19 protein-coding genes and 1 pseudogene are annotated in these 23,459 nt (G+C 44.3%); 15 read left to right on the top strand and 5 right to left on the bottom strand.

The window, feature by feature from the left end; translation table 11 throughout:
* The first annotated feature begins 95 nt into the window (after window positions 1-95).
* Entirely contained in the window at window positions 96-4,226 is a 4,131-nt protein-coding gene (locus tag NST74_RS29135; protein WP_341115708.1) for a glycosyl hydrolase 53 family protein, read from the top strand.
* Window positions 4,227-4,522: 296 nt separating this feature from the next.
* Window positions 4,523-6,949 (top strand): RNA polymerase recycling motor HelD, encoded by a 2,427-nt coding sequence (gene helD, locus NST74_RS29130; protein WP_341116019.1) that lies wholly within the window; start codon window positions 4,523-4,525, stop codon window positions 6,947-6,949.
* On the opposite strand, the gene NST74_RS29125 is transcribed toward helD, so the two are convergent.
* The gene (locus tag NST74_RS29125) at window positions 6,913-7,395 is read right to left on the bottom strand and encodes a VOC family protein (RefSeq protein ID WP_341115707.1); all 483 of its coding nucleotides are present in this window, start codon (window positions 7,393-7,395) and stop codon (window positions 6,913-6,915) included. The genes helD and NST74_RS29125 overlap by 37 nt on opposite strands.
* 159 nt (window positions 7,396-7,554) lie before the next feature.
* On the opposite strand from NST74_RS29125, the gene NST74_RS29120 reads away from it, so the two are divergent.
* From NST74_RS29120 to NST74_RS29075, 10 genes and pseudogenes are all read left to right on the top strand, one after another.
* Window positions 7,555-7,989, top strand: a complete 435-nt coding sequence (locus NST74_RS29120; RefSeq protein ID WP_341115706.1) for an Lrp/AsnC family transcriptional regulator — start codon at window positions 7,555-7,557, stop codon at window positions 7,987-7,989.
* 101 nt (window positions 7,990-8,090) lie between these two features.
* On the top strand, window positions 8,091-9,827 hold the full coding sequence (locus NST74_RS29115; RefSeq protein ID WP_341115705.1) for a sensor histidine kinase: 1,737 nt from the start codon (window positions 8,091-8,093) through the stop codon (window positions 9,825-9,827).
* Window positions 9,828-9,832: 5 nt separating this feature from the next.
* The gene (locus tag NST74_RS29110; RefSeq protein ID WP_341115704.1) at window positions 9,833-11,413 is read left to right on the top strand and encodes a response regulator; all 1,581 of its coding nucleotides are present in this window, start codon (window positions 9,833-9,835) and stop codon (window positions 11,411-11,413) included.
* Window positions 11,414-11,570: 157 nt separating this feature from the next.
* Window positions 11,571-12,491 (top strand): ABC transporter permease, encoded by a 921-nt coding sequence (locus NST74_RS29105; protein WP_042131644.1) that lies wholly within the window; start codon window positions 11,571-11,573, stop codon window positions 12,489-12,491.
* Between the two features lie 39 nt (window positions 12,492-12,530).
* Entirely contained in the window at window positions 12,531-13,412 is an 882-nt protein-coding gene (locus tag NST74_RS29100; protein WP_042131643.1) for a carbohydrate ABC transporter permease, read from the top strand.
* Between the two features lie 54 nt (window positions 13,413-13,466).
* Window positions 13,467-15,068: an ABC transporter substrate-binding protein gene (locus NST74_RS29095; protein ID WP_341115703.1), complete on the top strand. Its 1,602-nt coding sequence runs from the start codon at window positions 13,467-13,469 to the stop codon at window positions 15,066-15,068.
* 193 nt (window positions 15,069-15,261) lie between these two features.
* The gene (locus NST74_RS29090) at window positions 15,262-15,546 is read left to right on the top strand and encodes an alpha/beta-type small acid-soluble spore protein (protein WP_042131641.1); all 285 of its coding nucleotides are present in this window, start codon (window positions 15,262-15,264) and stop codon (window positions 15,544-15,546) included.
* 190 nt (window positions 15,547-15,736) lie between these two features.
* Window positions 15,737-15,919, top strand: a pseudogene (locus NST74_RS29085) (YiaA/YiaB family inner membrane protein); the annotation flags it as partial.
* A gap of 57 nt (window positions 15,920-15,976) precedes the next feature.
* The gene (locus NST74_RS29080) at window positions 15,977-16,213 is read left to right on the top strand and encodes a YiaA/YiaB family inner membrane protein (RefSeq protein WP_306035596.1); all 237 of its coding nucleotides are present in this window, start codon (window positions 15,977-15,979) and stop codon (window positions 16,211-16,213) included.
* Between the two features lie 27 nt (window positions 16,214-16,240).
* The gene (locus NST74_RS29075; protein WP_341115702.1) at window positions 16,241-16,828 is read left to right on the top strand and encodes a DUF1349 domain-containing protein; all 588 of its coding nucleotides are present in this window, start codon (window positions 16,241-16,243) and stop codon (window positions 16,826-16,828) included.
* A gap of 97 nt (window positions 16,829-16,925) precedes the next feature.
* Here the strand turns inward: NST74_RS29075 and NST74_RS29070 are convergent, their stop codons facing one another.
* Window positions 16,926-17,534 carry a TetR/AcrR family transcriptional regulator gene (locus tag NST74_RS29070; RefSeq protein ID WP_341115701.1) on the bottom strand — a complete coding sequence of 203 codons (609 nt, stop codon included), beginning with the start codon at window positions 17,532-17,534 and terminating at the stop codon, window positions 16,926-16,928.
* Between the two features lie 129 nt (window positions 17,535-17,663).
* Here NST74_RS29070 and NST74_RS29065 point away from each other — a divergent pair, with 129 nt between their 5' ends.
* The 3 genes from NST74_RS29065 to NST74_RS29055 all read left to right on the top strand — a co-directional run bounded on the left by NST74_RS29065 (window position 17,664) and on the right by NST74_RS29055 (window position 21,100).
* Window positions 17,664-18,926, top strand: coding sequence for an MFS transporter (locus tag NST74_RS29065; RefSeq protein ID WP_341115700.1), 1,263 nt, complete (start codon window positions 17,664-17,666; stop codon window positions 18,924-18,926).
* Between the two features lie 127 nt (window positions 18,927-19,053).
* Complete coding sequence (locus NST74_RS29060; protein ID WP_341116018.1) at window positions 19,054-19,644, top strand: spore coat protein; 591 nt, start codon at window positions 19,054-19,056, stop codon at window positions 19,642-19,644.
* A gap of 145 nt (window positions 19,645-19,789) precedes the next feature.
* Window positions 19,790-21,100 (top strand): amino acid permease, encoded by a 1,311-nt coding sequence (locus NST74_RS29055; protein ID WP_341115699.1) that lies wholly within the window; start codon window positions 19,790-19,792, stop codon window positions 21,098-21,100.
* A 4-nt stretch (window positions 21,101-21,104) separates the two neighbouring features.
* Here the strand turns inward: NST74_RS29055 and NST74_RS29050 are convergent, their stop codons facing one another.
* The 3 genes from NST74_RS29050 to NST74_RS29040 all read right to left on the bottom strand — a co-directional run bounded on the left by NST74_RS29050 (window position 21,105) and on the right by NST74_RS29040 (window position 23,294).
* Window positions 21,105-21,878: a YqcI/YcgG family protein gene (locus tag NST74_RS29050; RefSeq protein ID WP_341115698.1), complete on the bottom strand. Its 774-nt coding sequence runs from the start codon at window positions 21,876-21,878 to the stop codon at window positions 21,105-21,107.
* A gap of 92 nt (window positions 21,879-21,970) precedes the next feature.
* Window positions 21,971-22,597, bottom strand: coding sequence for a LysE family transporter (locus tag NST74_RS29045; protein ID WP_341115697.1), 627 nt, complete (start codon window positions 22,595-22,597; stop codon window positions 21,971-21,973).
* Window positions 22,598-22,703: 106 nt separating this feature from the next.
* On the bottom strand, window positions 22,704-23,294 hold the full coding sequence (locus tag NST74_RS29040) for an urea carboxylase-associated family protein (RefSeq protein WP_341115696.1): 591 nt from the start codon (window positions 23,292-23,294) through the stop codon (window positions 22,704-22,706).
* Window positions 23,295-23,459: the final 165 nt, after the last annotated feature.

Raw genomic sequence — 23,459 nt, 5'->3', positions numbered from 1 at the left:
AATATTTTAACTATTGGTATATTGAATTGTAAGTGCTTACATAACTTAGGACGCACATATGCATCTGTAAATTTAGAATGGAAGGTGATCAGAACATGCGAGTTAATCAAAAGGGTATTTCTGTCTTTTTAGCAGTGTTGTTGATGTTAAGTTCATTCTCATTCAACATGAGGAGTGCTTTGGCTGCAGATTCGAATAGTTCGTTAATAGTAAATGGCGGTTTCGAGGACGATTTCTGGGAAGATGGATCATGGAGTGTCGATACGGCAAATTGGGATCAAGTAGAAATCAAGCATTTTTCATATGCCGATGATACTTGGCTAAGCCCTGATGAAGGAGCTCATGCTTTCAAATATTGGATTAACAAAGCCGCTACTGGAAACCAGACGATCGCGCTTAAGCAGACCATAACGAATCTCCCTGCGGGAAGCTATGAGCTCTCAGTCAAGTCGATGGGCGGTACTGACAAGGAAACAGGGAATGTTGAATTGTTTGCGGGTGACGAGAAGGCATCCGCTGTTGCTACCACTGGCTATAATGCTTGGGGAACGCTCAGCCTGAAATTTATCTTGAAGCAGGATACCCCGAGTTTTGAGGTTGGTGCGAACATAAGCGGCGCTCCAAGCGCATATGGTTTTTTGGACAGCTTTGAGTTGAAACAGTTGAGTAAGGATACGACCCTGCCGGTGCCGGCGGATATTTTTGTGAAGAAGGTAGAAGGACTTCAGCCTGATTTTATTAAGGGCGTGGACATCTCCAGTATTATTTCTTTAGAGAATAGCGGAGTCGAGTTTTACAATGAAAACGGAGAAGTGCAGGATATATTTACAACCGTACATGAAGCCGGGGTTAACTACGTTCGGGTACGGATATGGAATGATCCTTTTGATACAACTGGTAATGGTTATGGCGGTGGTAATAATGACCTGGCAACCGCTATCGAAATCGGGAAAAGAGCGACTGCAAACGGTATGAAGCTACTGGTCGACTTCCATTATTCAGACTTTTGGGCCGATCCCGCCAAGCAGCATACACCTAAGGCGTGGGCAAACTTGAGTTTTGAAGATAAGAAGACCGCACTTTACGAATATACCAAAGTAAGTCTGGAAGCCCTGCTTGATGCAGATATTGATGTTGGCATGGTTCAGGTTGGTAATGAAACGAATGGACAATTCGTCGGTGAATCTGATTGGACGAAGATTAGCCAATTGTTTAGTGCGGGAAGTAAAGCGATTCGAGAGATCGATTCTAATATTCTGATCGCTCTGCATTTTACAAATCCTGAGGGGGCAGGCAGATATGCTTCCTATGCGAAAACCTTGCAGAATAATAATGTAGACTATGATGTATTTGCAAGTTCTTATTATCCGTTCTGGCACGGCACTTTAAGCAATTTGACATCCGTGTTGACGCAAGTGGCTGATACTTATGGAAAAAAAGTAATGGTAGCCGAAACCTCGTACGCGTATACCGCTGAGGATGGAGATGGACACGGAAATACAGCGCCTCAAAGCTCGGGTCAAACTCTAAACTATCCTATCAGCGTTCAAGGTCAGGCCAACTCGGTTAGAGACGTGATCGAAGCTGTTGCGAATGTGGGTGAAGCGGGAATAGGTGTGTTTTATTGGGAACCTGCATGGCTTCCGGTAGGTCCGAAAGATAATCTGGAGCAGAATAAGTCGATTTGGGAAAAACACGGTTCAGGCTGGGCATCTAGCTACGCCAAGGAGTATGATCCAAAAGATGCAGGGGAATGGTACGGAGGAAGTGCTGTTGACAATCAGGCTTTGTTTGATTTTAACGGACATCCGCTTGCTTCACTGAATGTATTTAAATACGTTAATACAGGTGCTGTTGCCCCGATTGCTGTAGATGAAGTAAAAGATGTAACCGTCACAGCGATTGCTGGAGAGCCAATCCATCTGCCGAAAGACGTAAGTGTTATTTACAATGATGGAAGTTCGGCAATGATTCCAGTAACGTGGGATCAGGTTGCGCTTGAGCAAGCCATTAGCCAGGGAGCGGGCAGCTATGTGATCGGTGGAACGGTAGAAGGCGGTCAAACGGTTAAGGCTTTTCTAGTCATTAAAAAAGAGAACTTTATCGTCAATGCTGGCTTTGAAAATAGCGATAGAAGCATGTGGAAAATCACCTATGCTAACGCTAAAGAACCACACACAGACTTCCAAAACAAAGTCTCAGATGCCAAGACGGGCAACTACTCTCTACATTTCTACTCTGCGAAAGCAGTGGACTTTAGAGTGGAGCAGACCATTTCTGGGCTGAAGCCGGGATATTATAATCTTTCAATGTTTATTCAAGGGGGAGATGCTGTAAACCCCAATATGAATCTATTTGCTGTAACGGATGGTAAAGAAGTAAAATTTGACACTGGCGTGAAGGGATGGACACAGTGGAATAATCCTGAGATTCGGGATATTCTCGTTACCGATGGAACGCTAACGATCGGAGCAAATGTCAAAGCCGATGGCGGCGCATGGGGAACGATTGATGATTTCTATTTAAGCTATGTAAGAGGTATTGAAGAGTCTGCTATTGTTGATACAAATGCAGAAGTACAACAAATCACTTCTATGACTGCTAAGGTTGGAGGAAACATCACTTCGGACGGTGGTGCTGAGGTTACAGAGCGGGGAGTTGTATATTCCACTACCGCCACTCCTACAATTGCTGACGGTAAGGCCATAGCTGAATCAGGTGGAACAGGAGCCTTTTCAGTGAAACTTACGGGACTTCAATCGGGATCTACCTATTATGTACGTGCCTATGCCGTGAATGGAGTCGGAGTTAGCTATGGGCAAGAGATTACGTTTACGACATTAAGTTCTAGTGCAAGCTTGAATAGCATGAATTTGAGCGGCATAACATTGGATCAAACAGTGAGCGGAAGTGTATACGATTATACAGCGAGCGTACCGTATTCCTTATCTAACTTCACGGTGACGGCAACGGCCAGCGATGCTGTTTACAGTACCTTAACAGCGAGTGTGTACAATAGTGCCAATACGCTTGTGGCTGGTCCGATAAGTTTGACAAGCGGTGAAACAAGCGTAGAGCTTCCTCTTGAAGTAGGTAGTAATCGTTTGGAGTTATTCGTAATTGCCCAGGATGGCACAGGTACGAAGTATACTGCAACGATAACGAGAGCTGCACAAGATAACGGTTCTGATGATAATGGCAACGGTGGTAATGATGGCGGTAGTAGCTCCAACATCGTACTTCCGGTTATCTCCACCAACGGGAAATTGACGCTTCCCGCAGGTCAATCCGGTGAAGTCAGACTGGATAATGGGCTTGTGATTTCTATTCCGGCTAATGCTTCAGGCAAGCAACTGACATTAACAATTGAGAAAGTACTCCAGACACAAAGTCTTCTTAGTAATCAAGAGATTCTCGTAAGCCCAATCTATGAGATTCTAAAAAGCTTCGCGGAGAACTTTAGTAAACCGGCCACGCTAACCTTTGTGTTCGATTCAGGACAAGTGAAGAGCGGCCAGACTGTAGCGATCTTTTATTATGATGAAGTGAAGAAGAGCTGGGTGAAAGTTAACGGCGGCAAAATAGATGGAAATCGCATTGCTGCAGATGTGGATCACTTTACGAAGTTTGCTGTACTCGTAGTGGATCAAGCGACCGGATTGCCGGTAACAAATGCATCTACTGAACCGACAACAGAAGCTGGGTTCAGTGATATCTCCGGACATTGGGCGGAGGCCAATATTAAGAAAGCGGTGAGCGAAGGGATCATCAAGGGTTATACGGATGGAACGTTCAAGCCGAATGCTACGGTGACACGCGCTGAATTTGCGGTGATGCTGATGAATGCGCTGAAGCCTACTGGAAACGGTGTGGAACTGGGCTTCACAGATACAATCCCTGCTTGGGCCGAGAAGTCCATTGCACAAGCCTTAGAGGCGAAGATTATACGCGGCTATGAGAATGTTACCTTCCGTCCGGCAGCGAGCATAACACGTTCGGAGCTGGCAGTTATGATCGCTAGAGCAGCAGGGGGAGATTTAACATCGGCGGCATCAACAGGCTTTGCTGATGACAGCCAAATTCCTGCATGGGCAAAGGATGCAGTTGCAGCCGTGAAGAAATCAGGCATTGTGAGCGGACGTAATGGCAATGTATTTGCACCAAATGAGACCGCAACAAGAGCAGAGGCAGTAACCATCATTATGAATCTCCTACAAACTAAATAGTAAGCTTACTTGAGTAAGCAAATAGACCGTCCGAAGGACGGTCTATTTGCTATGTACAGCCATGCTGAGGGTACAAAAAAAGAAGAACCGACAGACTATGCCGGTTCTTCTACATATAATTAATTTGCATGCAAAGAAAGTTCGTGATAATATTATAGAACTGCTGTTAATTTCACTTATTTACACATAAATATAACATCTTATCTACACTATTATAATACCATGTGAATTAGCAGTTTGTCAAATTTAATTTTTGCTTCTTTATAACAAGAATGAAAAGGAGCGTGTTCGTGAAGATGGTAGACGTAAACGATTGGCAGCAAGAACAAGAACGGCTTGATTTGGTTACGGAAAAGCTGCGATTAAGAATCGCAGAACTAGAACCCGAAGTAACTGGGTTACGTGATCAGGTGGTGGACATTCGCAAGCGGTTTTGGGAAGAAGTCACGGTCAATACCAGCACAGATGAAGATTTCGAAGAGACCTTCTACAGTATAAAGCAGCAAGAAGCGTTGTTGTCCGAGCGAGAACGCAGTCACCGGCAACGGGTCCAGCGTTTTAATAATATGAAACGGCTTTTGCCCTCTCCCTATTTTGGACGAATGGATTTTCATGAAGACGGCCTGAGCTCCAGTGAGAAAATTTATATCGGAGTGGCTTCTTTCGTCGATGCAGACGGAGTGGACTTTCTGGTGTATGACTGGCGAACGCCTATTGCAAGCATGTACTATGACCATTCTCCGGGGAGATCCACTTATGAAACGCCGGGTGGGCAGATTACAGGTGAGATGATGCTGAAGCGGCAATATCAGATCCGTTACGGCCAGCTCCAGAACGTGTTCGATACGAGCTTAACGATCGGGGACGAATTGCTTCAGCAGGTGCTTGGCAAGGGCGCGGATTCACAAATGAAGAGCATTGTGGCGACCATTCAGAAGGAACAGAACGCCATCATCCGCAATGATAAAAGCCGTATGCTCATTGTACAGGGGGCGGCTGGCAGCGGAAAGACGTCCGCAGCGCTGCAACGGGTAGCCTATTTATTATACAAACACCGCGATAGGCTCAAGGCGGATCAGATCGTTCTTTTTTCGCCAAATCCGATGTTTAATAGTTATGTATCGACGGTGCTCCCCGAGCTTGGCGAGGAGAATATGCAGCAAACGACCTTTCAGGAATACCTTGCTTATTGGCTTGGATCCACGGTTCATCTAGAGGACCCTTTCGAGCAGATTGAATATGTACTGACATCATCACAATCCTCGCAGGGATATGAAGCACGGCTAACAGGAATGCAATATAAGGCTTCTGAAGCCTTTCTGCATGCTCTCCAAAGCTACGCACAATGGCTAGGGAAAGAGGGAATGCTGTTCCACAGTATCCGTTTCCGGGACCGCGATTTGATTACTGCGGAGCAAATGAAATCGCAATTTTACAGCTACGACAGCTCTATCCGATTGGCGAATCGCGTCGCTTTACTACGTGAATGGCTGCTGCGCGAGTTGACTAAGCTAGAACGTCAGGAAATGGAGGCACCCTGGGTTCAAGATGAGGTCGATTACCTCGACAACGATCAATATGCCGAAGCGTACAGTGAGGTGCTTAAGAAGTACCGGCGAGAAGAGGCTGTCTTCGATTTTACGGAGCAGTATCTTGAAATCTATGGCGATTTTCGTATTCAGAAGGACGGGGAAGAGAATGTCTTTGACTTTAGTTCGCAGGAAGAAGAACTGCTGCGTCGAATGATCGTGAAGGAGCACTTCAAACCGCTAAGACGGGATGCCAAACGGTTGAAGTTCATAAATACGATTGGATTATACGATCAGTTGTTTAGTGATGCTGCTATCTATCAGGAAATGACGGGTGAGACCGAAGTGCCTGATCAATGGTCTGAAATCTGTGTGCGAACGAAGGAAAAGTTGAGCCATACCGAACTGTTTTATGAAGATGAGACTCCGTTTCTGTATTTAAAAGAGCTTATCGAGGGTTCTCGCACGAATACAATGGTACGGCATTTATTTATTGATGAAGGACAGGACTATTCGCCGTTCCAATACGCATTCCTCAAACAATTATTTCCTCGAGCCAGCATGACGGTGCTCGGCGATTTCGGCCAAGCGATATTCCCGCAAGCTACCAATCTGCAGGAGGTGAATTCTCCTTTGATTCGGCTTTATGGTGAGGAAGAAACGAACCTGTTTCGTCTAATCCGAAGCTATCGTTCCACTCGCGAGATTGTGGAGTTTACGAAGGAACTTCTACCCAATGAAGAGATCGTACCTTTTGAGAGAGGTGGCGAGAAGCCGGGCCTAATGAAGGTTGGCAACGATGTGCAGCGGGCGGCGCGAATAAAAGAGGATCTTGGGGCGCTTATGGCTGAAGGGCTCGATTCCATTGCCGTTATTACAAAGACTGCTGCGGAAAGTCGCGAGGCTTATGAAGCATTGGCTGCACAGGGCTGCGACAATCTGCGGCTTATTACGAAGGAAACGCTCACCTTTGAGAAGGGAACGTTGGTTATTCCTGCGTATCTTGCTAAGGGGGTAGAATTCGACGCTGTGCTAATCTACGATGCTTCCACGCAGACTTATTATCGGGAGAGCGAACGTAAACTCTTTTATACGGCTTGTACTCGCGCGATGCATCGCCTTCTGCTGTACACGACAAGCGATTGGTCACACTTTATTCAAGCCTTGGATACCTCTTTGTATGAGGTAGTGTAAGTAGACATATCAAAATCCACTTCTTCAAGAAATTCGATAACTTCCCCATTGGGGCTGTGAACGATCGCGTTCTTGATCAGAAGAGGCGGTTCACCAAGAGAAATAGAATCTGGTGCTATAAAAGCCTTTGCTCCATGAGCAAGGGCTTTTTGATATATTTCATCCACATTATCCACATAGAAGGCGAAATGTAATAACGCTCCGTGAGCTACTTCTTCTTCAGATAAGGCTTTTTTCCCTTGAGCGGCGATCACTGCATCATTATCAAAAATCTCAATGCAGGTCTTTTGGTCAGGCGAAATCAGCATCGATGCTTCTTTAATTTGAAAGGCTGGCAGGCTCCAGTGATGACCTAACTTGAATCCTAAGACGTCAATATAAAAAGAAATGGTTGCTCTATAATCCTTGGCTTGGATCGCTATATGTGCAATACCTTTTACGCTCATCTTTAATCGCTCCTATCGCTAATGTACTATTTATTATAGTTGGATTAAAATAGGAGATACATATATAAGATAAGTGTTTTATAGTGACATGGTTAATGAATATAAGGTATTTTAGTTGAATGGGTTTATTATATAGAATTGGGTGAGGAGGCGCTTACTATGGAATATCTTATGGATGAGATTGATAAAAAAATTATGCAATTACTGCAGTACAATGCCCGAATGCCCATTTCACAAATCAGCAAAGAGGTTTCGATGTCACAGCCTTCCGTTAAAGAAAGAATTATTAAGCTAGAAGAAAGGAACATCATTTCGGGGTATCACACAGCTTTTAATTTACGGGATCTGAACCGGGGTACGACTACCTTTATTCTAATTAAAACAGAACATTGCCAAGAGCTCACTGATTTTTGCAACAATGCTATGGAGGTTACTGATTTGTTCCGCATTAGTGGAGAATATAACTATCTTATTAAGGTGCAGACCTCATCGATTGAGGCGCTTGCTGAATTTCAAGATCAACTTATAAAGTTTGGACCTTCCAAATCGCATATCAGTTTGAAAAACATTTTGGAGAACAGAGTGCTGCTCTAAAGATAAGCTTCCAAATACAAGATATAGTAACCGCTTTCTTTTCGTTGTAGAATGGGTGGAAATAGTAGTTATGATGGATACGGAGATAAGGGAGCATGCGCATGGAGAGGAAACTGCCTAGTAAAAAATATATTCCGTTCACATACAAGATGATGATTCCGTATCTGATTCTAGTATTGCTGACAGACATGCTGGTTGGCTATATAGCCTATACAATGCTCGTCGAGTCCAGGACCGAAATGGCGGAAACGAATGTCCGTACGGCTTTGAAGCAGACGAGAAGCAACATCGAATACCAGACAGATGAAATTAAACGTATGACCAACTCGCTGTTTCTAAATACGAATTTTCAGAATGCCCTTCAGTTCAGGGGAGATCCTTTGGAAAACATGCTCAAAATGAGAGACGATATTGTTCCTTATATGAAGGCTCCTCTGCAACTGTATGGAAACAAGCTGAGGCTTGCGCTTTTTACCGTTAATGAGACGATGCTTGAAATTACCGGTGATGATATGTTGACGCCCATTGGTAGAAGTGATTATTATGTCCTTTCTGATCAGGTGATCGAGAATACGGATTGGTTTAAGTCGATCATGGCAAATAACGAGGACAGCTTGTGGCTTCAAGCGGACAACGACCGTGAACTAGGCAATATTTCGTATTTCCGCAAGCTCGTTTCTTCCAAGGCAGCTCCGGCTATCATTGGGTACATTCGTGTTACGGCGAGAATCGACGAGCTTTTTGGCAGTTTCGATACTTTTCCAATTGAACAGGGGCTTAATCTTCGTCTGATGGATAGGGCGACAGGGTTGACGATGTATGAACAAGGTATTGTCGATGAAGCTGCGAAGCAAGACTCTTACTTAATAATAAGTGAAGATATTCCGGTATCCAGCTATGTCATTGAGGCACGCGTGCCCCACTCTTATTTGAACAAAGACGCCAGTAGAATGCGGAAGGTGATTAGTACCGTTTGTTCCATTAGTTTTTTGGTGATGGCTATTATCGGTTTTCTAGTTGCACGTATATCTGGCAAAAAAATTAAGCGGATTGTGTATTTGGTTCGGTCGTTTCAGGAGGGGAATTTCTATAAAAGAATCGGATTTCCGGGAAACGATGAATTTGTCTATATTGCGAATAGCTTTAATCAAATGGCGACTAGCATTCAGGAGCTAATCCGGAACGTCTATGTGCAGGGCATTCAGAAAAAGCAAGCAGAGCTGGATGTGCTCCAAGCCCAGATCAGCCCCCATTTCCTGTACAACACATTGTCCACGATTGGCAGTCTGGCCAATTTGGGGGAAACAGAGAAGGTTACACAGATGGTACATGGCCTGTCTAAGTTTTATCGACTCACGTTGAATGATGGGCATGTATATATTTCACTTGAAAATGAGCTGGAGCAGGTGAGGATGTATCTGGAGATCCAGAGAGTAAAATATGCGGATGCCTTTGAGGTTTATTATGATGTCGATCCGGAAATTTTACAGATTCCTATTATCAAGCTGATTTTGCAGCCGTTTGTGGAGAATATATTCAAGCACGCCTGGTTCGGGGAGACCATCGCGATTCGTATTACTGGAAAGCGGCTTGGTGACCGCATCGAACTCAAGGTCATTGATAACGGGATCGGCATGCGACCGGATACACTTCGAAATATGCGGTCAAGCGCATACCAACCTGGCAGCTACGGTCTGAGAAATGTGGAAGAACGAATTAAACTGAGATACGGCAGCGATTTCGGCATTCAAATCGGCAGCTATTTTGGAGCGGGAACGACAGTCCAAATCATCTTACCGGTGGATAATGCGGAAATTAGGGAAGTTATGGGGGAATGAGAAGTATGGCGATGGAGATCAATGTTCTGCTGGTGGATGATGAAGTAATTGATTTGGAATGGCTCAGACGGCGTGTGGCCGGCAGTGATCGTTTGCCTTTGCATAACGTGAGAACGGCAACGAGCGGGTTTGCCGCTCTGAAAATAATGGAGCAGCACCCTATTGATATCATTCTCTCTGATATCGGTATGCCGATTATGTCGGGCGTGGAATTCGTGCGTAAAGCGAAGGAGATCAACCCTGAAGTTCATATTCTTTTTATTAGTGGACATCAGGATTTTAATTATGCCAAAGAAGCGATTCAATTGAACGCCTACAGTTATTTGCTTAAGCCTGTTGATGATGACGAGCTGAACGAGACGTTGACCGAACTCTGCACCAAGATAGAGAAAGAGCGTAAACAGCATATTTCCTTGTCGGAAACGCTGACGCTTGTTAATCAGGAGCTGCTGCTGCGTTGGTTTAACGAGGCTGCTCCGGGACAGGTGGAGATGCACATTCATAACGTTCTCACACCATACTTACAAGGTGCATCGGCAGTTGCCATCATCGAGATCGACGACATGGCGCGGAGAATCCAAACCTGGACAGAAGAAGAGCGGAGCTCGTGGAGCAGCAGCGCTAATCAGTTCATTCGTAAGTTTGCCCAGGATCAAAATTTGGGCATGGTGATTACGGCCTATGACTATCGCTTTGTAATCCTCGCTGCGGTTCAGGAGCAATATTTCATTGCTTTGCTGGAAGAGCTGCTTCGGGCATTCTATCAGGAGTTTTCCTGTTCGATTACCATCGGAAGAGGAATGTACACAACCGACCCGGTCAAGCTTCATGACTCCTACAGACAGGCTCAGGCCGCTTTAAGCATTAAGTGGATCGTAGGTAAGAATAGGCTCATCCAAGATGCCTCGGAATGGCACCCGAAGGAAAAAATCGCTTCGGATTTAGAGGTAATTGTTGATCGGATGCTTAAAGCTATGCTCGAATATGACCTTACCACTATAGACGATTGCTTGCTGCAGTTATTTGCCGGAGACAGCCCGCTCTCCCAGAAAAACGACATTTACGATATCATAATCCGGATTACCTCCAAGCTTCATGCCGATTTGCAGCAAATGAATGAGCATTTGTACGAGATTTTAAACTGGGATTCTCATCATCCTTTTGTGCTGTTTCAGTTCGAAACAGTGCATGATATCCTTTCGTGGCTAAGAAGAAGGTTCTTTGAATTGTCGGAGCGGCTTTATTTGAAGCGCCAAAGACAAAAGCGGAAGTTAATCGATGAAATTACGGAATATGTGAAGGAAAGGTTAGATCAAAAAATAACGTTAAACGAAGTCGCCGCTCACTTTGATTTTACGCCTAACTATCTGGGTCATTTGTTCAAGGTAGAAACTAATAGTTTATTTAGCGATTTTCTAAGTGAATTACGTATGAAGCGGGTATGCGAGCTGCTCGAAGATCCAACGAAGAAAGTATATGAGATTGCGGAACAAGCCGGATATAAGAACATTATTTATTTTAACAGGCAGTTCAAGCAATACATGGGCATGTCGCCCGGCGAGTACCGGAAGAAAAATAAAATCTGAATCGATTTCTTATTGAGGAGGCTCATGTTCTAAATGGACAGGGGCTTTTTTTCTTATCAAATCGTTGAATTAGTATTATGTTTAGTTGTTTGGCTGAATTATCTTACTGCCGCCATCCTTTTATAATGAGAGCTATAGAGAAGAAAGGGGTGCAAAGATGAAAGGGCATACATTTTGGAGCGATTTGAAAAACTATAGGGTTTTGTTGCTGATGCTGGCTCCGGCGGTTGCTTTTTTTCTTTTGTTTGCCTATGTCCCAATGGCAGGCATTATTATTGCCTTTAAGCATTATGATTACGCGGGCGGTATTTTTGGGAGTGCCTGGAACGGGTTCGACAACTTCCGCTTTTTCTTTGAATCAGGGGATGCCTGGCGGGTTACACGAAATACTGCATTGTACAATATTGCCTTTATCGTGGTGAATAACGCTTTGCAAATTTTTGCAGCGATTATGTTGTTTGAAGTCGGTGGCAAATGGTTCCGCAAAATTACGCAATCGGCGCTGTTCCTTCCTTACTTTATTTCATGGGTTGTTGTCGGCGCAATCGCCTATAACCTGCTCAATTATGATATCGGTACTGTGAATGCTCTCCTTAGAGGACTTGGGCTGGATCCTATTGATATTTACAATACGCCTGCCTACTGGCCATATATCCTGGTTATCGTCTCCGCCTGGAAGGGTCTTGGATACGGAACGGTGATGTACTTGGCAGCGATTACAGGCATAGATACTGAAATGTACGAAGCGGCTGAAATCGATGGTGCCAACATTTTTCAGCGGATCCGGAAAGTGACGATTCCAAATCTTTACCCGACGATTATTATCTTGGTGCTGCTGGCGGTCGGGAATATTTTCCGCGGTGATTTCGGAATGTTCTATAACATGATCGGCAACAACGGTTTGTTGTTCTCTTCGACAGACGTTATTGATACTTTCGTGTTCAGATCGCTGATTACTTCGAATGATATCGGCATGTCGGCTGCGGCAGGTGTTTTCCAGTCCGTTCTTGGCTTCGCAACGATCATGACTGTGAACTATGCTGTTCGTAAATACGATAAAGACCGCGCCTTATTCTAACCGCATCAGAGGTACAGTTTTCATAATGGAGGTAACGATATGAAGCAGCTCGATCGTAAAATATTCTCGGGTATTGGTTATGTATCCCTAATCTTTCTCGCAATTTTATGTATATTCCCGTTTATACTTGTCGTATCTTCATCGCTGACGGAAGAAACTAAAATTCTAACGGATGGCTATCAATTTATACCGACTGCCTTCTCAACGGAAGCCTACAGGATTTTATTTAAATATCCCGACCAGATGATTCAAGCTTACACGGTGACAATCGGCGTTACTATAATAGGCACACTGTTTGGCTTGTTTCTGACTTCGATGACGGCTTATGCGCTTTCCAGAAAAGATTTTAAATGGCGTAATAAGTTCTCGTTCTTCTTCTTCTTTACAACTTTATTTAACGGTGGTCTCGTTCCGTGGTATCTGCTTATGGTTAACTATCTCCATATAAAGGATACACTCATGGCTTTAGTGATTCCGATGATGCTCAATGTCTTTTACATCATTGTTATGAAGTCTTTTATGGGCAGTATTCCGGAAGCGATTGTGGAATCGGCCAAAATTGACGGCGCAGGCGATTTTAAAATTTATGCCCGTCTAATCCTGCCTCTTTCCAAGCCGGCGCTAGCTACTATTGGTTTGTTCCTGGCCCTTGCTTATTGGAACGACTGGTACAATGCCCTTCTATTTATTTCTGATGAGAAACTGATGCCGCTTCAATATTATTTGTACAAAATGCTAGGCAATATGGACGGCATGCGAAAAGCCATGATGGGTGCAGGAGCAGTCGTAACCACATCGATCCCGAGCGAGAGCTTGAAGATGGCAATGACGGTTGTGGCCACAGGTCCGATCCTGCTCGCTTATCCATTCGTTCAGAGATATTTTGTTCAAGGTTTAACGATTGGCGCTGTGAAAGGATGAACCCGGGAATATCCGGTTTATCAATATAATTAAACACAAGGGGGAAGGCTTGAGATGCTGAAGAAAAATAGATTGATCATGCTGGCGCTCGTTTTAACCTTCGTAATGATTCTAAGTGCATGCGGCGGTGGCAATAACAACGCTAATACGCCTGCAAAGGCTACAAGTAATACAGAGGTTGCAGGTGATGCTACGAACACACCAGACGCCACCAACACCTCAGAGCCTGCAGCTGACCCAAACACCATTGATACCTCAAAAGAAGTTAAGCTGAAAATGATCTTCGTTGGTCCTAAACCGGTAGACTATGATAGTGTTTTTGCTGAGATTAACAAAAAGCTGAAAGAAAAAATTAATGCGACCCTTGAGGGCGAGTTCTTGGATTGGTCTGACTGGGCACAAAAATATCCATTGAAGCTGGCGGCGAATGAAGATTTCGATCTCATCTATTCAGCAAACTGGGCTGGCTATAATGATCAGGCGCTGAAAGGCGGGTTTCTAGAATTAACCGATGAGCTGATTACGAAATACATGCCGCAAACTAAGGCAGTGATGTCAGATGTGAGCTGGGATCAGGCAAAAGTAAACGGCAAACTGTACATGGTTCCACAAAACAGAGGAGAGTCTGTTGAAAAGCTGATTCTGTATCGTGAAGATTTGCGTAAGAAATATAATCTTCCTGAAATCAACAGCCCGGAAACGTATGCTACGTATTTGAAGACGATAGCTGAAAAAGAAAAAGGAATTACACCTTTCACTCCGGAAACGGGAGACTGGAAGTATCATAACTTAGACCGTGTATTACTGAAGCAGCAAAGCGAATGGAATATGTTTGATCTCGACCTTCCGTTTGCCTTCAAATTGACGGATGAAACAGGCAAAGTCTTTAACGTCTATGAAACACAAGAGTTCAAAGATTTGCTCGTGTATTACAAAGATCTAGCTGATAACAATGCCTGGTCAAAAAACGTACTAAACAGCAAAAATGATCATCAGGCGGATTTTAAAGCAGGAAAAACCGCTTCGATTACGCACAATAACGGAACACTTGGAGCACTCATGGCTTTGATGCGTCAAGAAAATTCACCTTATGAAGTGGCACTAGCCGATATCAACCAAGGTAAGAAAAAATCAGTAGCGATTTCTACACAAAATGGTACGTCGATTCATGCGACTTCCAAAAATGTGGAACGTTCCTTGATGCTGATCGATCTGATGCAGAATGATAAAGAACTGCACGACCTGATGATGTACGGAATTAGTGGCGTACACTATGAACCGGTTGGCGACACCAAATATAAAGCACTCGACAAAAATCCGAACTTTACCGGCTTCTCTAATTGGAACTTCAACTCACCACTCAACCTGGACAATGAAGCATTCCCTCAAGAAGCTAACGATCTGGCTAAGGGATGGGAAGCTAACGTCTACCACTATGCTCTTGAAACCTTTGTATTCGACAATAGCAAAGTGAAGACTGAAATTGCCAATGTGGGCAATGTAATGCTCCGCTATGCCATTCCGCTTGAGTACGGTGTAATTAAAGATATCGACAAAGGACTTGCAGATCTGAACAAACAACTAAAATCAGCTGGTGTTGATAAAATTCAAGCTGAACTGCAAGCTCAAATCGATGCTTTCTTGGCGAATAAGTAAGATACAGGATAAGGAAGACCCAACAGTCATGGGATGGCTGTTGGTCTTCCGCTTTTTGTTGAAACAAGAGGAGAAGCACCCTGACAGCAGTTGGACCCTTATCCCTGCTTGGAAATAATCGGAGCTATTCAACAGGGGTGGTGGTTTCGTTTTCCGGGCATGTTACTTAAAACATGTTAGGAGGGGATAAGGGATGTCCAGAAGAAACAGGAAATATGCCGTGCCGGGAGTCAGCCGCGGAATGCAAACGTTTAAAGCCGAGGTGATGCGGCGCGAGGGTTATAATGTAGATCCGGAGCGGCCTGATGATGTGAAATACGAAGTGGCAAAAGAACTTGGTGTCCCATTGGAGCACGGTGAAAATGGACATTTGAGTACAGAATCAGTGGGTCAGATTGGCGGGAAAATTGGTGGATCGATGGTCCGCGAGATGATTCGTCTCGCACAGCAGCAATTGGTGGACCAGGAGAGGGAATAGCATTTTTCTAATCATAATGTTGCAGTAATCATGGGAGGCGGCTTTAGTCCTAAATTGCCTGGGACGGAGTCCGTCTTCTTTGCGTTTTCCTAAAACAACCTAATTAATGGTAGAATTTTACCGATGTTCCACGGTATAGTGAAGAAGGATATAACGCCATTCAATTCTGTATTGGGAGAGGAATCGTCGGATGAATCAGAGGTATCGTAAACGGAACACAGCTGCTTTCACAGGGGTATCGTATTTTGCATTAGCTGCAGGTCTTTTTCTATTCTGTTTGGGGGTGTACAACGACGATTGGGAATTGAACGTGAAAGGGTATTATTTGCTTTGCATGGTGTTAATTACGATTAGCTGTATCGTTGTGCAAAAGGTCGTTAGAGACAATTCAGAGGATAAAGAAATTAAGCTGGAAAATCCGAAACACAGGATGAGAAATACAGGGGCTTTCACAATTATGGCTTTTGCAGGCTTGGTTATTGGGTATGTAATGTTCTTTATTGGTCTGTACAATGCTCCATTTCAATTGAATGTAAAGGGGTATTATATAGCTGTTATTCTGTTGATTTCTTATAGCGCCGTTGGCGTTCAGAAAGTGACGAGAGATAACGCCGAGGACAAAGAGATTCTCGCCGAGCAAGATGCCAGGAGGGACATTCAAGGGTAAAGAGGGACCTAGATAAGGAGCAGTGAGATGAACTTTTTAAAAGAAAATCTTTTTTGGCAGTATCCAGTAAGCACTTTTTCTATTACAGATGAGAAGATTGAAATTGTAACTGAGCCTAATACTGATTTTTGGCAACGTACCTATTATGGATTCAGAAATGATAATGCACCTGCGCTGCTAATGAGGACGGACGAGAAATACTTTTCTTTAATAGTGAAAACTGATTTTGAAAGCGCTCATAGATTTGACCAGTGTGGAGTCATTATTTATCAGGACAGTGACAATTGGTTCAAGGCATCGATTGAATATGAGAATGAAGAATATCAAAGATTGGGCAGTGTAGTTACGAATCACGGATATTCGGATTGGGCAACAACAGATATCGATGCAACAATAAAAACAATGTATTACAGATTAAGTCGGCGTGAGAGTGATTTCTGTGTTGAAAATTCTCTTGATGGGATTACATTTAAGCAGATGCGTATTTTTCATTTGTTTGAAGGGAGTGAGCATATCAACTTTGGTTTATATGCTTGTAGCCCAGAGGATTCGTCATTTAAAGCAACATTTACAGAAATAGAAATCACAGAATGTCAGTGGTTGGAACATAAATAAAGTTAAGGAACAAAGAATAAGCTAAAGGAGCCTCGTGAGTAGTGACGAAGCTCCTTTTTATTTTAAAATATTTGTATGTTAAAAAGTTTTGAGTGAACTAACTAGGTTCGCGTAGGCACTCTTTTTTTAAATAAGCAGCAAAGCTCTTGATATTCATCCGTATATGCCGATTATTGCCCTCGAGCTTACTCATCATGATGCCGCCCTCCATGATGGAAAGGGAGAAGGTAGCTAGTGCCTCAATGTCGAGATCTGCTTTGAATTCACCACTTTGTACACCTTCAGAAATGATTTTCTTTTTGAATTCCAGTGTGCCTATTAGGGCTTGCTGGGCTTTTTCACGTAAGCCTGGATGACTGTCGTCGCTTTCAATAGCTGTGTTGAGGAGCGGGCACCCCCCAATAAAGGGTGGCGCTTCAACTACTTTCTCGTATACATGTAAATAAGCTAATAGCTTGCCAGAGGCTGTTTCTTGCTGACTAATGGCATGAGCTAGTTGGGCCCCCACAATACTACCCGCATAGCTAAAGGCTTCATATGCAATCTCATCCTTACTGGAAAAATGACGATAAATGCCACCTTTCTTAATGCCTGTCAATTCAGTTATATCAGATAAGGATGAGCCCGAATATCCTTTCTGGTTAAACAGTTCAGCGGCTTTAGATATGATGTAATTGCGAGTCTTCTCACCCTTTTCCATTGTCATCCTCCGTCCTTAATTGTATATGTACACGTAGTATATCAAATGAAATTATTCTGTTGCAAAAAAAGCATCTATGCTATTATAAAAGATACCAATCGGTATCTTTTATAATAGACAGGGGTGGAAACCATAATGGAAACGACATGGTTTAAGGAATCCAGGTATGCATGGATTGGATTAGGATCTCTCTGGGTTATTGGATTTATTGGTGCATTAACCCGCTTCAGCTTGTCTTTTTTTCAGGTACAAATATCGACGGATTTACAGATTAGCAGGGGATTCATCTCAATGGCATGGTCCACCAATTTATTCATCGCAGCCGTATGCGCACCTTTGGGGGGCTGGCTCGTGGATCGTTATGGCACAAAGAAGATACTAATGTTAAGTGCAATCATGAGTACTTTGGGTACTGGTATTGTCGTGTTAGGCCACCATCCTATTGTCTTTTTTATTGGATACGGTGTTATTTCTGGTTTGGCAGGTATTGGGGCGACGACAAATTATATATTGATGTTTGAATGGTTTCGGCATCATCGGGCTAAAGCAATGGCCTTGCTGGCGAGTGCCTCTTCTGTAGGATTAGCGATTATTACACCCATTTTCGTATCCATGGACTGGCTGACTTGGAAAAACGCCTTTATGGCTTCTTTTATCCTAGGTGTTTGTGTAACACTTCCCGTAATTTGGTTAGGAATTAATAGTTCACAACAGAAAAATACGGAGAGAGCTCCTTCGGATCGTTCAATAGAAGTCAAAGGTCAAGATACATCACCTAGAGTAACTCCACCGTCCAAGAAATTTATTTCTCTTCCTATCTTTGTCGTAGTCGCGATTGCGCTGTTCACCTGCGGTATCAATATGGGATCCGTCGAGATGAATTTGGTAGCCATACATCAGTTGGCAGATGTATCACCAAGCATGATCGCCTTATCTATGAGCATCCTTGGTATTATGGAAATCACGGGAGCACTCATTTGCGGCTATTTTCTGGACCGGTACAATAAATTAATGATGATGTCTCTATTGTATGGCATACGTATTATAGGTTTTGCTTTCCTCTTTATGCACTTGGGAAGTTCACCTATTCTTTTTGCTATAGCGTTCGGAATTACCTACTTAAGTGCATTACCAGGTGGAATGCTTGTCATTAATGAGTTTGCAAACGGTAAAGGAAAACATACAGGTATTTTACTTCTCATGCACCAGGGCGGCGGTATAGTAGGTGTATTAATCGGAGGTCTATCCTTCGATTATTTTGGGAATTATCAGAACTTAATTGTAGTTGATGTTATAATCTGTATCCTCGTAACGCTAGGGTACTTCGGATTATTCACGACACATAGAAGGAATCTTCGGATTCAAAATAAGAAGGTTGCAGTAAGTGAGGCACTGTGACTTAGATATGGAGGGATGTAAATATAACTGCATGCATAATTGGCTATCTTGTCCTTCATATTATAGAGGGTACTCATCTAAGAACAAAGGAGAATATAATTTGCAGCAGCAACCACAATTAGGAAGCATGACGATGGGTGGACAGCAGCTAGGTCACGGCGCCCACGAAATGTTCGATGTGCACGAGGTATTGTCCTGCCAGATTAATGTACTGGACCAGTTCATGATATTCAGAACTTTTGTTCAGGATCAGGAGCTTCTGTCCATCTTGGATCGGCAGTACAATTTCATGCTGGATCAGTACAACTTGACCTGCCAATGCTTTAAGACAGGGCAAAAGCCGAGCCAGGAAACGGCTACCTATCTCATCCCGAATATGACACAGCCAGTTTACGGCCTCCAACCTGCCCAGCCGAAGAAGCCTAACACGTCACTGACAGGTGTAAAAGATGCAGGGGTCAGCGGGTATATGCTTGGTCTAATCAAATCGCATGCCTCTTTGCTGGCCATGTCATCACCTGAAGTGACGAACCCAGCACTACGCCGGGTATTGGCTTCACAGGTGCAGCAATTTATTGAAATGGGTTATGAGTTGTTTCTTTATCAGAACAAACATGCCTATTACCAGGTTCCGCAGCTTCAGGTTTCAGTAATACAGCAGATGCTGGATGCCTATGTTCCTGCTGCCGGATCTCCTCAGATGCCGACAAGCAACTAGAGGACTACCGATCTCTAAATTGTAAGTTACCCGGCTTCGTTCGTTGTTGAACAGAGGCCGGGTTTTCTTGTGCCTGTCTAAGCTTGTACCAGAATAAAATAGCACCCGATAACGCATAGTAACACCAGACGGAGGGGATATACATATGAGTACTCCAACTGGCAAGCTTCCTTGGTGGCAGCTTACTCTATTTGGTGTAGGCTGCACGATTGGCACGGGATTCTTTCTTGGTTCCAGCATCGCTATCCGTGAAAGCGGATTATTGGTGTTGGTTATTTTTGTGTTGGCGGCTGTGGCAACTTTGTTCGTCTATGAGGCGCTGGCCCAAATGACTATGCAGGATCCTCAAAAAGGTTCTTTTCGTAGTTATGCCAAGGAGGCTTTTGGCCGCTGGGCAGGCTTTGGCATGGGTTGGATCTATTGGTGTTCAGAAATTCTAATACTTGGCAGCACCTTAACTGCCTTGGGCCTGTTCTCGCGGGTCTGGTTTCCGAGCTGGCCGCTTTGGATTTTTACCGCAATTTATGCTGTGATGGGTCTGCTGGTCATTATTCTAGGCAGCCAGGGGATTAACAAAGCGGAAAATCTATTCGCCATGATTAAAATCGCCGCGGTACTGATGTTCATCGTGGTCGCTGCGGTTGCCCTTTTGAGAGGCCGGGGAAACTGGAATACGCTTCACAGTTCGGCAGCATGGCTGAATAAAGGTTGGATGGGTGCCTGGAAAGGATTACTTTATGCGTTCTATGCTTTTGGCGGCATTGAGGTCATGGGCTTTATGGCGTCGGACCTCCGGGACTCCAAAGAAGCTCCGAAAGCAGGCAGGTTTATGCTGCTGGGCGTGACCTTGCTGTATGTACTGTCGATAGGACTCGCCCTATTATTCGTGAGGCCTGAGAAAGTGAGACCTGATCAAAGCTCAATTATTGCTGCACTTGAAGCGATGGAACTACCTATTCTTGTATATGTGCTGAATGGGGTAATGATCGTGGCCGGATTCTCCATTCTAGTGGCTTCTTTGTATGCGGTCTCGACTATGCTTGTGACCTTGGCTGAGGATAAAGATGCTCCTTCTTGGCTGGCGGTGACTAAAGGAAAAAGGGAGATGCCGCTCTACGCGCTTGGTATCAATATGCTGGGCCTGTGCGTGACAATTGTACTGAGCTTGTTTCTGCCAAAGCAAATTTTTGAGCATATCACCACGGCGGCCGGTCTAGTTATTTTGTACACATGGCTATTTATCCTTGCCTCTTTCCTTAAGTTATTGAGACCAAAGATGGGCGGTTGGATTAGATCCATGGTCGCTATGGCGCTGATCAATACTGCCGTGGCAGGTACACTTTTTGAAAAAGGGGGCCGTCCCGGCTTCTGGTCCAGCCTTCTGATCATTTGTGTCATTGCTTTGATTACCTGGTTTAGGGAGCACCTCTTGAAAAAACACGGACAAACCTCATAAGTGTTTAAGAGTGAAATTTAATTCCTATAGCTTTGAACTTGTTCTTCATATAAGTATATGGACATTTAGACGGGGCACTTTCGTCATCCCGCAGAAAATATTGCTTCCATTCCAGACTGTCCTCCTGCCCATACCATTGAAGGGAAGGATGTGCGGGAACACTATCGTAGTCAGCGAGCTTCTTGCGGATCTGCTTCTTCATATTGCGCCCAAATGCGGTAGAATCGTTAATATTCTCAAATACCCAACGCGGCTGAAAGGCAATGACAAAATAAGGGGTATGGCGGCTTCTCCGCAGCTCATGTGCCGGGGTTGCGCAGAACGCGAAATACGGGTGCCCATCAAAGCAGAACTCCCACGAAGGATGGGAGGGATCTGTAGAAATTTCATCCGGCCAGGGCACCGTGTCCACCGTGCTGACGCGGTCCAGAACCGACCAGAACAAATCCTCATATTCCTCAATGGTGAAACCTTTGGCCAAATCTTCCGGTGTTTCAAAAAATAGAACAAGGGACGCATATTTGCCGGTATCCCGTGAGCATTCCCCATATTGACGAAGTAATTGAGCGACCTCTATTGTAGATTCTTCACTTCGTGGATCAGCTACGAAGCCAAATCGCAAATGATTGGACAGAAACCCCTGACGTCCCGGAATACAGGGGTATTTGCCTTCGGGATCTGCAATCATAGATGTAAATTGACGAAAAGCATCCTGCTGCCAGTACGTCAGCTCAGCTAGATGTTCATCGAGCCAGACCTTTGTGTTCAAATGGGCCATCCAAAAACACCCTCCTCGTTAAGTTCAAAACATCCTATGCGAAGGAAGAGAGATGGGTGAAGGCCTAGAAAAGCTCCTGCTTGTTATACATATTAGCCAAACAACTGTGTAAAAGCCTGAAAACCGAAGTAGATGCCAAAACCAAGAAGGCAAATCCCCGCTGCAAGGGAAATGAACCGGAGCATAGAAGGGCCGGTGAACCGATGAAGGAAGCTAGACAGCATCGCCATCACCACATCCCAGAGTAGAATACCAACAAAAATACCCATGCTATTCCACAGCACCTGATCCAAATGTTGATTTTCTATGCTTTTGGCCAGAATGGAGCCGTAGATGCCTAACCAGAAGAGAATGCTGAGTGGGTTCATCAGTGCCATCAAAAAGCCAGTACGGAAGGCGCTAGTACCGGTCTGTGCACCACGCGAGGCGGATCCAGGCACGGCATTGATATTTTTCAAAGTGTCAATTCCGGTATAAAGGAGAACAAAGCTGCCGAATGTCCACAGGAAGGTTTTCATAAACGGGGTATTCAGAAAGTGGGCTAGTCCAAAGTAAATGAGTAGCATATACACTAAATCCGCACACATGGCTCCCAGTCCAATCATCCAGGATTGGAAAAATCCCATCCGTGCTCCCCGGTCGAGCTGGGCTGCATTGATGGGACCAATAGGTGCAGATAATGAAATGCCGAGTACTATATAGGTGAAAAAGCTATTCATGGTCATCGCTCCTTGAATGAGATGTTAACTTGTACAAGTCATTCTATTCAAGAAGTAGGTAAGTTAGAAGACAAGCCTTCTGGCACTAGCCTCTTTGCGACATACTCTAAAGGATCTCTACGGCAATCGGTGTACATTTATACCCGTTGCAGACACTTTCGGAGCAGGGACAAGCCGATATGGCAATGATCAGATCCATCTCAGCCCGCAGCTCAATATAATCCCCAGCTTTAGAAAGCGGTCGCTCCACGCTGACTTTTCCAGAAGGATCAATGACAGTATTCATAAAAAGATTAAACGGATAATGCTGATCGGGAGCGGGCAGGCCAAACTCCTCCAGCGCCTCATTCAGGTTATTGTAGCAGCTGGCGTGATTCTTTTTGTTATACAGCACCTCATACATCTCGGGACGGCAGGCAGAGTTAATGAAATCATGACGGCCCACAGTATCCTTAATAATCGTAAGCAGTGGTCTGTATTGATTAGAATAGAGGATGTCCCCCGGGAGCACATTCATCTTGCCTAGAGCATCGATCGTTACACCGGGGTCAATCCGTTCATTAGGGTGAACGGCGTTATAAGCAGCGAAATCTGCTACCTGCTCTCCTTCTACATCGGTTACCCGAACGATCTGCCCTTTGTCCAACTTGAAGCCCAATCCCTTGGTTGCTGGAATTAGCCATTGTTGTTCGCTCATGAGTATTCTCCTTCGGGATAGTCATAGTCTGTGAGAGTTAGTATGGCTTTTTGCTAAAAAAGTCATACAAAGTATGGAGTTGTGTGGTGTACCATAGAAACAATCGTATCCGATTCGATGACATCACAAGCCTATAGTAGCGTTGTTGCAGGAATCATCCCATTT

This window comes from Paenibacillus sp. FSL F4-0125, from assembly GCF_038008565.1.
Classification (GTDB): Bacteria; Bacillota; Bacilli; order Paenibacillales; family Paenibacillaceae; genus Paenibacillus_AQ.
The sequence above is the reverse complement of the archived record's forward strand: the minus strand, read 5'-3'. Positions and strand labels throughout refer to the sequence as shown.

Excerpts from the sequence above, each read along its gene's own strand:
- NST74_RS29040 (WP_341115696.1), bottom strand. The coding sequence starts at position 23,294 with ATGAGCGAACAACAATGGCTAATTCCAGCAACCAAGGGATTGGGCTTC.
- NST74_RS29095 (WP_341115703.1), top strand. The coding sequence starts at position 13,467 with ATGCTGAAGAAAAATAGATTGATCATGCTGGCGCTCGTTTTAACCTTC.
- NST74_RS29100 (WP_042131643.1), top strand. The coding sequence starts at position 12,531 with ATGAAGCAGCTCGATCGTAAAATATTCTCGGGTATTGGTTATGTATCC.
- NST74_RS29045 (WP_341115697.1), bottom strand. The coding sequence starts at position 22,597 with ATGAATAGCTTTTTCACCTATATAGTACTCGGCATTTCATTATCTGCA.
- NST74_RS29115 (WP_341115705.1), top strand. The coding sequence starts at position 8,091 with ATGGAGAGGAAACTGCCTAGTAAAAAATATATTCCGTTCACATACAAG.
- NST74_RS29135 (WP_341115708.1), top strand. The coding sequence starts at position 96 with ATGCGAGTTAATCAAAAGGGTATTTCTGTCTTTTTAGCAGTGTTGTTG.
- NST74_RS29090 (WP_042131641.1), top strand. The coding sequence starts at position 15,262 with ATGTCCAGAAGAAACAGGAAATATGCCGTGCCGGGAGTCAGCCGCGGA.
- NST74_RS29065 (WP_341115700.1), top strand. The coding sequence starts at position 17,664 with ATGGAAACGACATGGTTTAAGGAATCCAGGTATGCATGGATTGGATTA.
- NST74_RS29125 (WP_341115707.1), bottom strand. The coding sequence starts at position 7,395 with ATGAGCGTAAAAGGTATTGCACATATAGCGATCCAAGCCAAGGATTAT.
- NST74_RS29075 (WP_341115702.1), top strand. The coding sequence starts at position 16,241 with ATGAACTTTTTAAAAGAAAATCTTTTTTGGCAGTATCCAGTAAGCACT.
- NST74_RS29105 (WP_042131644.1), top strand. The coding sequence starts at position 11,571 with ATGAAAGGGCATACATTTTGGAGCGATTTGAAAAACTATAGGGTTTTG.
- NST74_RS29120 (WP_341115706.1), top strand. The coding sequence starts at position 7,555 with ATGGAATATCTTATGGATGAGATTGATAAAAAAATTATGCAATTACTG.
- NST74_RS29060 (WP_341116018.1), top strand. The coding sequence starts at position 19,054 with ATGACGATGGGTGGACAGCAGCTAGGTCACGGCGCCCACGAAATGTTC.
- helD (WP_341116019.1), top strand. The coding sequence starts at position 4,523 with ATGGTAGACGTAAACGATTGGCAGCAAGAACAAGAACGGCTTGATTTG.
- NST74_RS29070 (WP_341115701.1), bottom strand. The coding sequence starts at position 17,534 with ATGACAATGGAAAAGGGTGAGAAGACTCGCAATTACATCATATCTAAA.
- NST74_RS29050 (WP_341115698.1), bottom strand. The coding sequence starts at position 21,878 with ATGGCCCATTTGAACACAAAGGTCTGGCTCGATGAACATCTAGCTGAG.
- NST74_RS29110 (WP_341115704.1), top strand. The coding sequence starts at position 9,833 with ATGGCGATGGAGATCAATGTTCTGCTGGTGGATGATGAAGTAATTGAT.
- NST74_RS29055 (WP_341115699.1), top strand. The coding sequence starts at position 19,790 with ATGAGTACTCCAACTGGCAAGCTTCCTTGGTGGCAGCTTACTCTATTT.
- NST74_RS29080 (WP_306035596.1), top strand. The coding sequence starts at position 15,977 with ATGAGAAATACAGGGGCTTTCACAATTATGGCTTTTGCAGGCTTGGTT.